The following is a 17402-nucleotide window of genomic DNA, read 5'->3' as shown; positions in this document are numbered from 1 at the left end:
TTTATGAAAAGATTACTTGTTACTTTTGCAATACCATTTTTTCTATTTTACTTATTGTCTGTTCAAGAGGGTTTTAGCCAAAAAAAATCCAAAGCCGACAAGAAAGAGAAATATCTGATTGCTGAAGGCTATTTTACTGAGGGTATGAAGCTGTATGTTTTAAATAACTATGCTGATGCCCTCAGCAATTTTCAGAAAGCCTACGAAATAAATCCGGAAAACGCCGGAATCAACTACATGATGGGCAAGCTTGCTCTTCAGCAAGACAAATATGCTCAGGCCATCAGCTATGCTCAAAAAGCTTTAAAACAAGACTCTAAAAACAAATACTACTATCTTCTTTTGTGCGAAATTTATGAGAAAAAACAGGATTATCCTGAAGCTCTTAAAGTTATAAAAAAATTAGTGGCTGAAGTGCCTGACACTGAAGACTATCTTTTTGACCTCGCAGCTTTATATTTATATACAAACAATGTTGAAGAGGCAATAAAAATATATGATAAAATTGAATCTCATTTCGGGAAAAATCCTGAAGTAAGTAAACAAAAACAACTCATTTTTCTGCAGGGAAATAAACTTAAAGAAGCTATTGCCGAAGGAGAAAGCCTGATAAAAGCATACCCTGAAGAAAGCGAATATAAAATTAGGCAGGCAGAGATTTTATACTCTAACAACAAAGCAAAAGAGGGTCTGGCTATATTAGAAACCCTTGTAAAAGAAGAGCCGGATAACGGATATGCCTGGATTGCCCTCGCTGAGTATTATAAAAATCAAGGAGATTATGACAAATCTTTTAAAGCTGTGGCTAAAGCTTTTCAAAATCCTGAAGTTCAGATAGGCTCAAAAATCACAGCACTAGAAGATCTTAAAAAACTTCAATCAGATAAAATATCTTCTGAACAGTTAATATCCCTATGTGAAGATTTAAAGAAAGTGCACCCTACCGATGCTGCAGCATACGCTGCAAGTGGGGATGTTTATTTCATTGCAGGTAATAAAGAAAAGGCACTTCTTAATTATACTCAATCCAAAAATCTGAATCCAAACAACTTTAATCTATGGAACAGGATACTGATGTTGGATTCTGACCTTAATCGCAGAGACAGTTTAATCAAGCATTCGGAACAGGCATTGGAGATATTCCCCAATCAGGCTTTGCTATGGTTATATAATGGGGGCGCCCACTTGATGAAGAGCAACTACAGCAGAGCTATTGAAGCGCTGGAAGAGGGCAAAAAACTTTCATCATCAAACAATGACCTGAAACTTCAATTCTTAATGCAGTTAGGTGATGCCTACAATGGAGCAAAAGAGTTTAAGAAATCCGATGATGCATATGAAGAAGTGCTGAAGTTTGATAGTAAAAATGCGCATGTACTGAACAACTACAGTTATTTTCTTTCACTAAGAAAAGATAAACTTGACCATGCAAAAACCTTGTGTGAAAGACTTATAAAAGAATATCCATCCGAACCTACTTTTCTGGATACATTCGGCTGGGTTTTATATACTTTAAAAGATTATCCCAATGCTAAAATTTATCTTGAAAAGGCAGCTCTGAATTCCGCTAATGGTACTATTTACGAGCACTACGGAGATGTACTCTACCAACTTGGAGATAAAGAAAAAGCATTAGAATTTTGGCAAAAAGCCAAAATAGCTGGTGAAACAAGCGAGTTTATAGATAAGAAAATAAGAGACAAAAAAATTTATGAATAATATTAAAAGTCTCTTTTTCTTAATTGGCCTGACTTTAATATTCTCTTCCTGCAAAAAAAATCTAACCCCTACAACAGCTACCCGGGAAGAAATAATTAACCTTACGGTTCAGGAAATCGATTATAATTACCTTTCCGCTAAAGCAAAGGTAGATTTTAAAGACAATGAACAGGATCTTCATTTTACTGTAAATATCAGAATGAAGAAAGACAGCATTGTTTGGCTTTCCATTTCCCCTGCTCTCGGCATAGAAGCAGCCCGGTGCCTTATACTTAAGGATTCTATCTATATGATAGACAGAATCAATAATAAATATTCCACGTATGATTTATCCTTTTTAAGTCAGAAATTCAATGTCCCCATGGATCTCCCTACTATTCAATCGCTTTTAGTAGGAAATATGCCATTTAAGAGAGACCATCATGATAAAATCATAAAAAACACGGAAACAAGTACATGCATGGTAGAACAAAACAAAACCGACCTTATTGCTACCAACTTTATTTCATTGGTTTCCATGGTTCTTCAAAAACTTGAGTTAACTGAAAAGGTAAATCATAACCATCTCATCATAAATTATGATAACTTTACACCGATAAATAATTATAATTTCCCAAATAAGATTTCGGTCAATTTAAATTACAAGCAAGGTGGGACTGTTCTTCAAACTACAATCGACGCTAATTACACCAAAATTGAATTCCCTGAAAAAGAGCTCGGTTTCCCGTTTAACGTCCCTAGAAGATTTGAAAACCGTTAGCATTTTTTTACTCCTTCTATTTTCTTCAATTGCTGCATTCGGACAAAAAAGTAAATCTCAGCTTGAAAAAGAAAAAGAAGAAAATCTGAGAAAAATTAAGGAAGCTCACAAGATTTTACAAGAGACAAAATCTAAAAAAGAGGCAACCCTCGGACAACTTTCTGCACTCAATCAGCAAATCAATGCCAGAAACGCATTGATCAATGCTATCTCAAAGGAAATTGAATTACTTGACCAGGACATCCGTGAAACAGAAGACTTTATTGCTGCTCTGGAAAACGACATTGAGATATTGAAAAAAGAGTATGCGGAAATGATTTATACTGCTTCAAAAGTCAATAACTATTATGATAAGCTGACATTTATTTTTGCTTCGGAATCATTTAATCAAATGCTTCAAAGAATAAAGTACTTCAGACAGTACTCTGAGGCAAGAAAAAGTCAGGTCGAAGTTATAGAAAAAGTAAAAGCCTCCTTAGCAAAACAAAAAAGAAGACTTGTACAAAAAAAGCTGGAAAAGCAGGCACTTATTGAAAATAAAACCACAGAAACTAGAAATCTGGAAGAGTTAAAAGTACAGCAAAATGAAGTTGTAAAAGAATTAAGCAATAAGGAAAAAGAGCTCATTAAAGAACTTGAGGATAGAAAAAAATCTATCAGAAAACTTGAGAAACTCATAACAGACTTAATTAAGGAAGAAAGAGAAAAAGCAGAACGAGAGGCTGCCAAGGTTGCCAAAGAAACAAAGGAGAAAGAGTCAAAAGAAAAGAATTCCGGAAAGTCCAATAGCAAAAATACTCCAGTCTCGCCAAACTTAACTCCTGAAGCAAATAATTTATCCAATTCCTTTGCCGGAAATATGGCTAAACTTCCTTGGCCTGTTGTTCATGGAAGTATCTCCCACCATTTCGGAAAACAGCCACATCCGGTTTTAAAAGGGGTTTATGTCGAAAATCTGGGTATAGACATTCAAACCTTGAAAGATGAACAGGTCAGAAGTGTCTTCCGAGGAAAGGTTATAGCAGTAGCTGAAGTTCCGGGAATGAATTATGTAGTAATGGTGCAGCATGGAGAATATTTTTCCGTATATGCCAAGTTAAAAACAGTACTGGTTAAAACCGGACAGGAAATTGATGCTAAAACTCCACTGGGATATATTTATACTGATAAAAATGATGTTTCCGAACTGCAATTTCAGATCTGGAAAAACAATGAAAAATTGGATCCCGAAAAATGGCTTTATATTAAATAAATAAGGCAATTAAATTCTCATGGGGAAAATCAGCTAATCTTATAATTAACTCATAAAAAGGAACTTACGGGGAAAGTTTTCCACATTTCGTCTCCAGACTTCAGGATCTGAGTTTTGCGGCCTGCAGTTTATTACCTATCTTTGTAACAAATTATCAATTATTATAAATAATTAAGACAATGGCATATTCATCAATATTATTGTTTCTTCCAAATATGGGTGGTTGGGAAGTATTCCTTATCCTTACCGTAGTTATTTTATTATTTGGTGCTAAAAAAATCCCAGAACTTGCAAGAGGAGTAGGAAGAGGTATCAGAGAATTTAAAGATGCCACTAAAGAGATCAAAAGCGAAATCGAAGAAGGCGCTAAAGAGGATAAAAAATAACCAATAATTAGGGAGGGGAATTGAAAAGATATAATTCTTTAGAAGAAGTGCGTTCAGACCTTAACAAAGGACTGATTTCATGCAGATCGCTTACGGAATATTACTTAGATAATATCAGGAAAAAAGCTCACCTAAATGCTTATCTGGAAGTATACGACACAGAAGCATTAGCCAAAGCTAGCGAAGTTGATCAGAAAATTAAAGAAGGCAAAGCAGGGAAACTTGCAGGAATGGTCATTGGAATAAAAGATGTTCTGTGTCATAAAAACCATGGGCTCCAAGCTTCCAGTAAAATACTGTCCGGATTTATTTCTCAGTTCAATGGAACTGCAATTCAAAGAATTATTGATGAGGATGCAATAATCATTGGAAGACAGAATTGTGATGAATTTGCAATGGGATCTTCCAATGAAAATTCTGCATTCGGTCCCTCTTTAAATGAAGCCGATACCACCCGCGTACCAGGTGGATCTTCAGGTGGATCTGCAGTAGCAGTGCAAGCTGACCTTTGTCTTGCATCACTTGGATCTGATACTGGAGGTTCAGTTAGACAGCCTGCGGCTTTTTGCGGTATTTATGGATTGAAACCTACTTATTCACGTATCTCCCGATATGGTCTTATTGCCTATTCATCTTCTTTCGACACAATAGGTATTATCTCAAGATCAGTGGAAGATGCAGCTCTTTTACTTGAAATCATGGCTGGTGCCGATAATTTTGACAGCACAGTTTCACATAAAGAAGTTCCGGCCTATTCCAAGTCACTCGGCTTTGAAAAAAAAGTAAAGATCGGGTATTTAAAGGAATCCGTCGAAAGTCCTGGAGTGCACGAAGACATCCGTAAAAAAACTCAGGACATTTTAACTTCTCTTGAAAAAGAAGGACATACAGTAAAACCTGTTGAATTTTCCTTGCTGGAATATATTCTTCCTACCTATTATATCCTTACAACAGCAGAGGCAAGTTCCAACCTTTCCAGATATGATGGCGTAAAATATGGTTACAGAAGTTCTGAAGCTACTGATTTGCAAAGTCTCTATAAAAAAACAAGGTCTGAAGCCTTCGGAGCAGAAGTAAAGAGGAGAATTATGCTTGGAACTTTTGTACTTAGTGCGGGTTATTATGATGCGTACTATACCAAAGCTCAAAAGGTCAGAAGACTGATCAAGGAACAAACTGAAAAAATACTTTCAGATGTTGACTTTCTGGTTATACCAACCACTCCTACAACAGCGTTTAAGATAGGAGAGAAAACAGAAGATCCCATCTCAATGTACCTCGCCGACGTTTTTACTGTTCAGGCGAATCTCTCAGGAATTCCTGCAATCTCGGTACCTGCCGGAAACGACAGTCAAGGCTTGCCGATCGGTATTCAGATCATGACAAAAGCATTTGAAGAAAGCAGTTTACTAGCCTTCTCCAAATACTTAACTAGCAAAAATTAATATGGAAAAATTATTCAACAAGTCTGGAAAGTTAAAGGGGTTAATCCTTGTTGTTTGTACTTTACTGTCAACTGTTTCTTATGGGCAGTTTTCAACTGAACAAGATACCACTACCAATGTTGCGCCTCAACCAGAGGAAGCGACAGTGGCAGTTGTCGCAGTTGCCGATAGTATTCCTGAAGTTCCGGATGAGTTGATAGCAGACAGATTAAAATGTCTCGAAAAAAATGTACAACTAACCTTTAATAAAAAAATTAGAGGTTTTATTGATTATTTCACTGTTCGTAACAGACGCTATTCTGTCGTGATGGAACGCAGAAAACGTCTATATTTCGACATTTTTGAAGAAGCTCTAAAAAGGCACAATATGCCTCAGGAATTAAAGTATCTGGCTATTGTAGAATCAGGGCTTAACCCTAAAGCTATATCAAGAGCTGGTGCTGCAGGTTTATGGCAATTTATGCCAAGCACAGGTAAAATCTACAAACTGAAACAAGATCAGTATGTAGATGAAAGACTAGATCCATACAAATCAACAGAAGCGGCCTGCAGATATCTTAAAGACCTATATAACATTTTTAATGACTGGGAACTAGCCCTGGCCTCCTATAACTGCGGACCTGGTAATGTCAGAAAAGCCATTAGGAAATCAGGATACAAAGATACTTTCTGGGAAATATATAACTTCCTTCCTCAGGAAACCAGAGGATATGTACCTCAATTTGTAGCCCTAACCTACACAATGAATCACCTACAGGATCATAATATCTTCGCGGATTCCCTTGAATATCCGATTCGCTTCGATACAGTACATATCAACCAATATGTAAATCTTGATACGTTCTGTGAGCAGTTGAATATCTGCAAAGATGAGTTCACTAAATTGAATCCGGCTATAAAAAGAAATTATCTTCCAGATAATTATCCTTTTCATATCAGAATACCTTCAGATAAATCTGAATATTTTGCGATGAACAAACTTGCCATTCTGGATGAAAGCTCAAAAAGATCAGGTGATGAAATTGATGATGAATTATCACAGCCTCCAGTTCAGTTTGCAAGCACAAAGCCCGCATCAGAAAATAAATCTCACGGATCTGCGACTGCACAAAAGAAAAAGGTTTATTATACTGTAAAACAAGGAGATGTCCTTTCTAAAATTGCAGACAAATTTGAAGTAAGTCTTTCTGATCTTAAGAAATGGAATAACCTGAAAGGCTCAACTATTAAATCCGGACAAAAACTTACAATCTACAAGGGCGGATTGGTAATGGAAAAACCGACCTTGGCAAAGCAAACGGAAAGCAATAAAAAGTATGATCCTCATAAGAAGGTATATTACGTACAGCCAGGTGACACTCTTTGGACTATCTCTAGATCCAATAACATCCCTGTTGAAAAACTTAAAAAACTGAATAATCTTAAGTCCAACGAAATAAAAGTAGGACAAAAATTAATAATGAGTTAACAAATTCAGAAGCAATTTTCAAATGCTAAGTTTTAATAGAATACAATTAAAACTTAGCATTTTTTTATTTCCCCCACTCCAATATCATTATTCTTTTAAACTTTGATTTTTAAGCCTATTCCTACAAAACTCAGTAAACAAAACTTACAATTTTTTAAGATTTATTAGCTATTTTTACTCTTTAGAAAACAATTTTTAAAAGGGAATTACCAATTAAGAAATTCAGAAGATCCAAATTGTCGCGAGTAGATTTAAAAATTCTTTGCTTACAGTTCAATGTACTTCCTACATTTTTTAAATGAATTAATTCTTCTCTTAAAAAAATTAACCTGAATGATTTACTAAGATTATGGCTATTCATATAAGAAGAGAGGATGCCCTGAACTATCACAGTCATGGACAGCCAGGAAAGATTGAAGTAGTACCAACCAAAATGCTCTCTTCCCAACTGGACCTTGCACTAGCCTATTCTCCTGGCGTTGCCGAGCCCTGTAAAGAAATTCATCAAAACAAGGAGGAGGTTTACAAATATACGGCAAAAGGAAATCTCGTAGGAGTAATTTCCAATGGCACAGCTGTGCTTGGGTTGGGCAATATCGGTCCCGACGCATCAAAACCAGTAATGGAGGGCAAAGGAGTGCTGTTTAAAAAATTTGCTGGTATTGATGTATTCGATATAGAAATTGACAGCACAGATCCTGACGAATTTGTTAAAATAGTGAAATCACTTGAGCCTACATTTGGAGGTATCAATCTTGAAGACATTAAAGCTCCGGAATGTTTTGTAATAGAGGAAAAGCTACGTGAACAAATGAAGATACCTGTCATGCACGATGATCAGCATGGCACGGCTATAATCTCTGGTGCTGCATTACTTAATGCCCTCGAACTTGTTCATAAAAAAATAGAATCTGTGCGTTTCACTATTAGTGGAGCTGGTGCAGCAGCTATAGCATGCACAAAAATCTACTTGGACCTTGGGGCAAAGCTGGAAAACATTACTATGCTTGATGTTAACGGCGTGCTAAGAAAAGACCGGACTGACCTGAATCCTGTAACAATCCAGTTCGCTACAGACCGAAATGTGTATACACTTGATGAGGCAATAGAAGGAGCTGATATTTTTATTGGTCTTTCAGCTGGAAATATACTCACCAAAGAGATGTTGAAAAAAATGGCTAAGCAACCCATTATTTTCGCATTAGCCAATCCTGTACCTGAGATAGATTATGTTTCTGCACTTGAAGCAAGGCCAGATGCAATTATAGCCACAGGCAGATCAGATTTTCCTAATCAGGTTAACAATGTTCTGGGCTTTCCCTATATTTTCAGGGGTGCCATGGATGTTAGAGCAACTGATATAAATGAAGCCATGAAGCTGGCAGCAGTGAAAGCGATTGCAGACCTGGCCAAAGAGCCAGTTCCTGAAATTGTGAACAAAGCTTATGGAGATGAAAAGATTTCATTTGGCAAAACCTATCTTATACCCAAACCTTTGGATCCAAGGCTTATCACTACAATATCTCCTGCTGTAGCTAAAGCTGCTATGGAATCAGGAGTAGCTCAAAGCCAGATCACAGACTGGGATTTGTACCATGATCAACTGCTTCAAAAAATAGGTAAGGATGAGAAATTGATGAACCGTATCTTCAGCAGGGCAAGACAAAACCCTAAAAGGATTGTTCTTGCTGAAGGTGAACATTTCAAAATACTTAAAGCTGCGCAAACAATAGTTGACGAAGGTATAGGCATACCAGTTCTACTGGGCAATAAAGAAAAGATCCGGAAGATGAGTCATGAATATATGATTGATCTGTCCGGATGTGAAATTATAAACCCGATGGAGGAAAGAGAGAAACGCTATAGCTTTGGGGAGAAATTTTATAAAAAACGTCAAAGAAAGGGCATCACTCCAGATGAAGCAAAAAAGATGATGCGCGATCGGAATTACTTTGGAGCTATGATGGTGGATGAAGGAGAAGCAGATTGTTTCATTACTGGTCTGACTAAAGACTATGCAACTTCAATTAAACCCGCTTTACAGGTTATCGGAGTAGCCCCAGGCACCAAAAAAGTAGCTGGAATGTATATCATCCTTAATAAAAAGGGGCCCTATTTTTTTGCTGATACTACAGTAAATGAGAATCCAAACGCCGAAGAATTAGCAGAATTGATAGGACTGACAGCAAATGCAGTCCGCTTTTTTGATTTCACTCCACGCATTGCAGTACTTTCTTATTCGAATTTTGGATCATCAAAAGGAGTGGTTCCGGAAAAATCTGCAATTGCAACAAGAATTGCAAAAGAAAAGTTTCCGGAACTCGTTATAGAGGGGGACATTCAGGCAAATATAGCATTGAACACAAAACTTCAACAGGAAAATTATCCGTTTAGCGCTCTGGCTCAGGAAGGTGCAAATACTTTTATATTCCCAGACCTCGCTGCTGGCAATATTTGCTATAAACTTCTCCAGGAAATTGGTGAAGCTGAGACAATCGGACCAATATTAATGGGAATGAGAAAACCTGTGCACATACTTCAGCTTGGCAGCTCAATCAGAGAAATCGTCAATATGGCAGCTATAGCAGTGGTAGATACTCAGAACCATACATTTAATCAGCAAATATGATTGCATATATAGAGGGTAAGTTAACATTCAAAGATCCATTCTTTGTAATAATTGAAACTAACGGAATTGGTTACCAGATCAGAATTTCTCTACAAACTTATTCTTTAATTAAGGATGAAGAAAAAATAAAACTGCATACATACTTACATATTAAAGAAGATGCCCATACCCTTTTTGGTTTTTTTCATGTTGCAGAGAAAAAAATTTTCCTTGACCTGATATCTATCTCCGGAGTTGGACCAGGGACTGCCATGGTGATTATCTCTTCATTAAATGCAGAAGAATTAAGCAGAGCTATTGTTCAGGAAGACGTACGTACCATTCAGTCAATAAAAGGCATAGGACTTAAAACAGCTCAGCGGATAGTCCTGGAACTAAAAGATAAAATCAAGAAGGAACCGGTAGGAAACGAAACAACATTGAATTTAACAAAATCTTCACACAATTTAATCAGAGGTGAAGCGTTATCCGCACTCATTACATTGGGCATCGCTAAAAATGTTGCTGAAAAGAGTATTGATAGCATTATAAAAAAAGAGGGGGATAATATCTCTTTGGAAAATTTAATTAAACAAGCGCTTAAAACAGCATAATTTTTTTTTTCAAGTGCTGAATCTGAATAAATACATACTCGTAGCAACACTTAGCTGTGTAACTTTTTATACCTGGGTTTCCTTCGGAAAGCCCAGCAATATCACCTATAATCACAGAAGATCTGGGCCGCCAGGTGATTCAACTGAAGAGAATAAAGACAGAAAGAAAAGACCTAACTACAATCCTAATGACAGAGAGGGTGACCCTTTTTCCAACAGGTCTTCTAAATCTCCTTTTCTGCTGAAAAACCCAACCAATGTGCAAACAGAAGTGGAGCTTGATTCAAGCATGGAGAATTATAATATCTATGAAAAAGTAGGTGAATTAGATTATAGACCTCCTTCCACTATGACTTTCGAGGAATACTCAACGTATCGTCAGAAAGAAATGATGAAGTCTTACTGGAAATCTAAGTCACAGGGTCTTGATGGGGAAACCCCTGTTTCTTCCAGAGGTAACCTTATCCCCAAAATATATGTGCGTGGTCTTGAAGGACCTTTCGGAAGTAATTTCGTGGACATAAGACCTAATGGCTTGGTAATGCTGGACTTTGGAGGCAAATGGCAACGCGTCAATAACCCCAATATTCCTGTAAGGCAACAAAGGACTGGTGGATTTGATTTTGACCAGCAGATCAGTATGAACGTGGTTGGAAAGATCGGAGAAAAACTTAAGCTTACTGCCAACTGGGACACTAAGGCCACATTTGACTTTCAGAACAATCTTAAACTTGAATACACCGGATTTGAAGAAGATATCATACAAAAGATAGAAGCTGGTACTGTAAGCTTTCCTTTAAACAGTACTCTCATGCAGGGCCCTCAGAACCTTTTTGGTATTAAAACAAAATTACAATTCGGAAGGCTGTCTGTAACATCAGTATTCTCAAGCCAAAGAGGTAAAAGTGAAGAAATAAGAATCCAAGGAGGATCACAGGCACGGGAAATTAACATTAAAGCGGATAACTATGAAGACAGGCGACACTTCTTCCTTGGTCAATTCTTCAGAAACAATTATGAAGGTTCTCTTTCCAGTCTGCCTGTATTAAACTCCGGAGTAAAAATTACAAGGGTAGATGTATACGTTACAAATAGGACCAATAATACCCAAAACCTGAGAAGTATTATAGGGTATCTTGATCTCGGCGAATCAACTCCTTATAACAAAAATTTACAGGGCAATTCTAACAAGGCTGCGAGCAACGAAAGTAATAACCTATACGATAAGGTTAGAAATTACAGAACTTCGGATAATATGGAAGCTAACCTCAATAGCCAGGGCCTTACCAAAGGAACTGATTATGAGATTATCAAAAGTGCAAGAAAACTTTTACCTACAGACTATAAGTTTCAACCTGACCTTGGCTACATCACGTTGAATACACAGATACAGGAAGATGCCGGTATTGCAGTAGCATTTGAATATACTTATCAGGGTAAAACTTACAAAGTAGGTGAGATGAATGAAGACATCACCAATATTACTGGTGATTCTTTAATAATCCTGAAAATGATTAAGCCCTCTGCCACAAAGACAAGACTTCCAACATGGGACCTGATGATGAAGAACATTTACCAGGTAGGAGGAACGCAGCTTACAAGAGACAATTTCCAGCTAAGGGTTATTTACAAGAATGACTATAGTGGACTGGATCTGCCTGTGTTGCAGGAAGGCACAATCGCTTCAGGGAGAACCATCCTTAAAATGACCGGCCTTGACAGGCTGAATATGAATAATGACCCAATTGCTGATGGTAACTTTGACTATGTAGAGGATGTAACCATAGATTCCAAATACGGACGGATAATCTTTCCTGTGCTTGAGCCATTCGGTACCAATATGAATCAATTTTTTGATCCTAATACAGAACAAAATCTCATCAACAAATACGTTTTCACCGAACTTTACGACTCTACACAAAGGGATGCGATGCTTGTTGCTTCCAAGAATAAATATTATCTGAAAGGCCGCTATCAATCCACAGCTACAAACTCCATACAACTACCAGGTATAAATATAGCTCAGGAATCAGTCATCGTGACAGCAGGAAGTGTGCCTCTTGTATATGGTTCTGATTACACAATTGACGGGACAGGAAGATTGACCATTACTAATGAAGGTATTCTTGCTTCCAATAAAGAAATTAAAGTGAGATATGAAAAGCAGGATATCTTCAACTTCCGCAGAAAATCATTTTTCGGAACCCGCTTTGACTATAAAATCAACGATGATTTCCTTTTAGGAGCTACAGTGCTGCATCAGAATGAGACTCCGAATATTACAAGGGTTAGTATAGGTGATGAACCAAGCAGAAATACTATGCTTGGGTTTGATGCTAACTTTAGGAAAGATTCCAGAATTCTTACCAAAGCTGTTGACCTTTTACCCGGAATCCAGACGAAAGCACCTTCTACAATAACTGCTGCCGGTGAAGTTGCCCAGCTTATTCCAGGGCATTCAAAAGCCGTTTCCAAAAATGGCGGTACTGCTTTTATTGATGACTTTGAAGGTGCAAAAACTGCTAACGATATAACCGGATCATGGTCTAAGTGGAGAATTGGTAGTACACCCAAACGCTTTCCGCAAAGCACCAGCACAACTACAGAATATACTTACGGCAGAGCAAAACTTGCATGGTACAATATAGACAACGTATTTTACCGCAACAACGGAACCGGAGTACCTAAAGGCCTTGAAGAGCATATTCAAAACCACTTTATCAGAATTGTAAGACCTCAGGAAATTTTTCCCAACCAGGATAGGCAGGTCTATACGCTTAACCAGACAACTTTTGACCTTGCTTATTTCCCGAGTGAAAGAGGGCCATATAACTATAATCCCAATCTAAACGCTTCTGGAGAGCTTCCAAATCCATCAAAAAATTGGGGAGCTATTACCAGAGACTTTCGTAATGAAATTGACTTTGATAATGCAAATGTGCAATACATAGAATTCTGGATGATGAATCCCTTTATGACAGGAACGAACCCTAATTCATCTAAATCTAAGGTTCCTGTATATCTGGATGACAGTAAAAACAGCAGAGTAACAAAAGGCGGTCAGTTATTCTTTAACCTCGGAAGTATTTCAGAAGACGTCATGAAAGACGGACAACATGCTTTCGAAAACGGACTTCCGGTAACCGATGCAGATGCTACTGATGGAGTTAAGGAAAACCAATGGGGTAAAGTAACTACAAGAACATTTCTTACCAATGCCTTTGATAATGACCCTACCACACGAAGCAGACAAGACGTAGGTCTGGATGGTCTTGACAATAATGCAGAGGAAAGTTATTTCAATGATTTTCTTACAAAGGTAACTTCCATTCCTGGTATTACAGAAGACGCGAAAAATGTAATTCTTGGCGACCCTTCAGGTGATAACTTCAGACATTACCTCGGAAAAGAAAATGATGCTCAACAACTTAGCGTGCTTCAGCGATATAAAAACTATAATGGTATGGAGAACAACTCTCCTATCGCAGCAGGTGACAATAACTTCACTCAATCGAACTCTACACTTCCTGATAATGAAGATTTGAATGCTGATAACACCATTAATGATCTTGACGAATATTATGAATATAAAATCAATATTAATGAGAATGATTTTGTAATAGGTAAAAATCACGTGGTTGATAAAGTAACGGGAGACAGCGGAGTTACCTGGTATCAATTCAGAATACCGATCAGAGAGCCCGATTCAATTGTCGGTAATATCAATGGTTTCAAGACGATTAAATTCATGAGAATGTACGTTACCGGCTTTGAAGATCCTGTTGTTATGAGGTTTGTAAAACTTCAGCTGGTATCAAGTCAGTGGAGACCGTTTAATGAACCTCTTTATGAAAATACGGGTGAGTTCCTTGAGCCTTCTGTGACCCCTGTTAATATTTCAACAGTTAGTATTGAAGAAAATGGTAAAGTAGAAGGGAGTAAAATACCATATGTATTACCTCCCGGGTTCTCAAGAGATCAGGATGCCACAGCTCAGAATAACAGAAGATTAAATGAACAGTCTTTGAGAATTTGTGCAGACGACATTCCTGATAAAAAAGCAGGAGCTGCCTATAAGATCATCAACCTTGATCTTCTGAACTACAAAAACCTCAGAATGTTTGTCCACGCTGAGACAGAAGATATCAATACAAAAGATAGAGATCTAGAAGCATTCATCCGATTAGGAACAGACTTTAAAGAAAATTTCTATGAAGTCGCCATTCCTCTTTATCTCACTCCACAAGGCAGTAGAGATGTAAACCAGATCTGGAGATCGGAAAACGAACTTAACCTGCGTATTGCAGACCTTATAGACGTTAAAGTTCTGGGTGATAAATCCGGAAGAATTATGAGCAGCCCCTTCTCTCAAACTGTTAATGGCAGAGTAATCACTGTTGTTGGAAGGCCAGACATAAGCTCTGTACAAACCATTATGATAGGTATCCGAAACCCATATACTAAAGACGGACAGCCAAAATCTGCCTGTATCTGGGTTAATGAGTTAAGGGCAACAAACTTTCAGGAAAGTCCGGGGTGGGCCGCTACTGCAAGGGCAAATGTTAAGCTGGCAGATCTTGCCACTGTTTCGGGATCACTAAGATATACATCTGTAGGATTTGGTACTCTTGAGCAAAAAGTTTCTCAAAGGGAACGTAACAATACTTTACAATGGGGGATTCAAAGTAATATCAGCCTTGACAAGTTTTTACCACAAAAACTTGGAATACGTCTTCCTCTGTTTGTAGGCTATGACAGAGAGGTAATCTCCCCTAAGTACGACCCCCTTGATCCGGATGTACTTATGAAGAACTCCCTCTCCCGCTTTGGTACAAACACAGAAAGAGATGCGTATAAAAATCTTATACTTACCCAGACAACTAGGAGAGCTATCAACTTTACAAACATACAAAAAGTAAAGACCAAAAAAGATGCCAAAAGCCATTTATGGGATATAGAAAATCTGTCTCTAACCCTCGGGTATAGCGATACCAGGAGAACAAGTTCTACTGTACAGGATTCTACCATTAAAATGTATAAAGGTGGTCTGGGATATAACTTCACCAGCCAGGCAAAACCATTTGAGCCCTTTAAAAAAGTAAAGGCATTTGACAAAAAATACCTCAAACTCATCAAAGACTTAAACTTTAACTTTATTCCATCTACAATTTCTTTCAGAGGAGATCTTGACAGGAGAGCCAAAACAACTGTTTTCTATGAAGCAAGTCCGATTTATGGCATTCTATCAGCTCCTTATTATGAAAAGATGTTTACCTTCAATAGGGTGTACGGCCTTGTTTGGAACTTTACAAGAAGTTTATCAATAGATTATTCAGCTACAGCCAACGCTATAATTGATGAAACTACTAAATATGCTCCTGACTCAAGAGAAAACAGGGACACAATCTGGAAAAATCTGAGACACTTTGGTCGCATGAAAGACTATAACCAGTCGCTCGGAGCAAATTATAAAGTTCCATTTGATAAGCTGCCTATTACTGACTGGATTGGTGCAGACATCCGCTATACTGCAGGATATACATGGAATTCAGGAGCCTTATATCAAAGAGATACGCTTGGAAACTCTGTCAGAAATGAACGTACTTTTGGAGTAAACGGCAAAATAAACCTTGAAAAAATATACAACAGAGTTAAATTTCTGAAAGAGTTAAACAGCCCTCCACCCAAAAAGCTGCCTAAACCGGAAATCAAAAAAGACACGACTCAAAAACTTCCTAAACCCGAGATGAAAGGGCTCAAAGCGGTAACTAAAGCTGTCATTAGCATTAAGACTATCAATTTTACATACAATCTAACCCAAGGGATATTGATGCCGGGCTACATGCCTATTGCAAAATATTTTGGTATAGGAGAAGGTGTTAATGCTGGCACAATGCTCCCTTTTATTCTGGGTGACCAGGATCTTCAAAAATTCAAGAGGGAATTTGCAGAAAATGGTTACATTACCAAAAATGCTGCTTTCAGAAATGTAACAACACCACTCACCCAGGTAAAGACCGAAACTATCAATTTAAGAACAGCCCTGGAGCCTGTTAAAGATCTGAGAATTCAGGTGGAAGCGTCCAGGACTAAAGCGAGCGATTATAAAGAGTTTTTCAGAATTGACGAATTTGGCAATGATTTCGTTTCAGACAACCCTTATAGAAATGGTCGTTATGAAGTAACATTTATAAGTATAGGAACTGCCTTTCAAGGAAAAGGAAGCGGAGGAAAATACTCTTCAAAAACCTTTGATCAGTTTGTAGAGAACAGAAGAGTTATTTTTTCAAGACGTCAATATCCAAATAACCAGGGCGATACTACCTACAGCCTAAATTCCCAGGATGTACTCATTCCTGCATTTATTGCCGCTTATTCAGGCAAAGATGCTTCTAAAGTGGGCTTAACATCATTCCCTAAAATTCCACTGCCAAACTGGAGGGTGGATTTCTCAGGATTAACCAGAATTGATAAAATTAAAAAGTTATTCCCAAGTGTAATTATTTCTCATGGATATACGAGCAAGTACAGTGTGTCAAGTTTTACCTCTTCGCTCGCTTATGGTTCTAAAGAAATAAACCCCAACTCCGACATTGAAAATGCACCGCCATCTTCAGTAATAGATGGCAAACTTGTCCCTGTTTATGTAGTAGACCAGGTGGTTATTCAGGAAACATTTGCACCGTTAGTGGGTATTAACGTTCGGACCAAGGGAAAAATGACCTATAAGGTTGAATACAGAAAAGACAGAAGACTTGCATTGAGTATGTCAAATGCTCAGATACAGGAAAATAATAAAAATGATCTTGTGCTGGGTATAGGTGTTGCTAAAACAGGGTTCAAGTTCCCTTTCAGATGGCAGGGCAGGGAAATTCCTCCTTTGAAGAATGAGCTGAATGTAAAAATAGATGTCACTGTCAGTGATTTAAAAACGGTTCAAAGAAAAATCGGAGATCCTGCAGTTGTAACAAACGGTAACCTCAACTTCCAGTTAAGGCCGACCATCAGTTATGTAGTAAACCAAAGAGTTAATCTATTATTCTACTTTGAGCGGACGATCAATACTCCGAGAATTTCAAGTTCATACAGAAGAGCAACAACATCTTTTGGCGTTCAATTAAGGTTCACCCTGTCATAATGTTCTTCAATT

Annotated in this window: 9 protein-coding genes; all 9 read left to right on the top strand. The window is 37.7% G+C overall.

Annotation, left to right across the window (positions count from 1 at the left end; translation table 11 throughout):
* Nucleotides 1–3: 3 nt before the first annotated feature.
* The 9 genes from MYP_RS04670 to sprA all read left to right on the top strand — a co-directional run bounded on the left by MYP_RS04670 (nt 4) and on the right by sprA (nt 17390).
* Entirely contained in the window at nt 4–1719 is a 1716-nt protein-coding gene (locus MYP_RS04670; protein ID WP_045459389.1) for a tetratricopeptide repeat protein, read from the top strand.
* The gene (locus tag MYP_RS04665) at nt 1712–2479 is read left to right on the top strand and encodes a DUF4292 domain-containing protein (protein WP_052429950.1); all 768 of its coding nucleotides are present in this window, start codon (nt 1712–1714) and stop codon (nt 2477–2479) included. Before MYP_RS04670 ends, MYP_RS04665 begins: the two co-directional genes overlap by 8 nt.
* Nucleotides 2466–3731: a murein hydrolase activator EnvC family protein gene (locus tag MYP_RS04660; RefSeq protein WP_045459388.1), complete on the top strand. Its 1266-nt coding sequence runs from the start codon at nt 2466–2468 to the stop codon at nt 3729–3731. Before MYP_RS04665 ends, MYP_RS04660 begins: the two co-directional genes overlap by 14 nt.
* A 179-nt stretch (nt 3732–3910) precedes the next feature.
* Nucleotides 3911–4117, top strand: a complete 207-nt coding sequence (locus tag MYP_RS04655; RefSeq protein ID WP_045459387.1) for a Sec-independent protein translocase subunit TatA/TatB — start codon at nt 3911–3913, stop codon at nt 4115–4117.
* Nucleotides 4118–4137: 20 nt separating this feature from the next.
* The gene (gene gatA / locus MYP_RS04650) at nt 4138–5562 is read left to right on the top strand and encodes an Asp-tRNA(Asn)/Glu-tRNA(Gln) amidotransferase subunit GatA (protein ID WP_045459386.1); all 1425 of its coding nucleotides are present in this window, start codon (nt 4138–4140) and stop codon (nt 5560–5562) included.
* A gap of 1 nt (nt 5563) precedes the next feature.
* Entirely contained in the window at nt 5564–7030 is a 1467-nt protein-coding gene (locus MYP_RS04645; RefSeq protein ID WP_052429949.1) for a lytic transglycosylase domain-containing protein, read from the top strand.
* Nucleotides 7031–7379: 349 nt separating this feature from the next.
* The gene (locus MYP_RS04640; protein ID WP_197060010.1) at nt 7380–9659 is read left to right on the top strand and encodes an NADP-dependent malic enzyme; all 2280 of its coding nucleotides are present in this window, start codon (nt 7380–7382) and stop codon (nt 9657–9659) included.
* A complete protein-coding gene (gene ruvA / locus MYP_RS04635) occupies nt 9656–10252 on the top strand; it encodes a Holliday junction branch migration protein RuvA (RefSeq protein ID WP_045459385.1) in 597 nt (198 codons plus the stop codon). The genes MYP_RS04640 and ruvA overlap by 4 nt, the downstream gene beginning before the upstream one ends.
* Before the next feature lie 13 nt (nt 10253–10265).
* Entirely contained in the window at nt 10266–17390 is a 7125-nt protein-coding gene (gene sprA, locus MYP_RS04630; protein WP_052429948.1) for a T9SS outer membrane translocon Sov/SprA, read from the top strand.
* Nucleotides 17391–17402 lie beyond the last annotated feature (12 nt).

It is taken from the genome of Sporocytophaga myxococcoides (assembly GCF_000775915.1).
In the GTDB taxonomy this organism is placed as follows: Bacteria; Bacteroidota; Bacteroidia; order Cytophagales; family Cytophagaceae; genus Sporocytophaga; species Sporocytophaga myxococcoides_A.
Note: the sequence above shows the minus strand (reverse complement) of the source record. Positions and strands in the feature narration are given on the sequence as shown.

Coding starts and splice junctions, on each gene's coding strand:
- MYP_RS04640 (WP_197060010.1), top strand. CDS start 7,380: ATGGCTATTCATATAAGAAGAGAGGATGCCCTGAACTATCACAGTCAT.
- ruvA (WP_045459385.1), top strand. CDS start 9,656: ATGATTGCATATATAGAGGGTAAGTTAACATTCAAAGATCCATTCTTT.
- MYP_RS04665 (WP_052429950.1), top strand. CDS start 1,712: ATGAATAATATTAAAAGTCTCTTTTTCTTAATTGGCCTGACTTTAATA.
- MYP_RS04655 (WP_045459387.1), top strand. CDS start 3,911: ATGGCATATTCATCAATATTATTGTTTCTTCCAAATATGGGTGGTTGG.
- MYP_RS04645 (WP_052429949.1), top strand. CDS start 5,564: ATGGAAAAATTATTCAACAAGTCTGGAAAGTTAAAGGGGTTAATCCTT.
- MYP_RS04670 (WP_045459389.1), top strand. CDS start 4: ATGAAAAGATTACTTGTTACTTTTGCAATACCATTTTTTCTATTTTAC.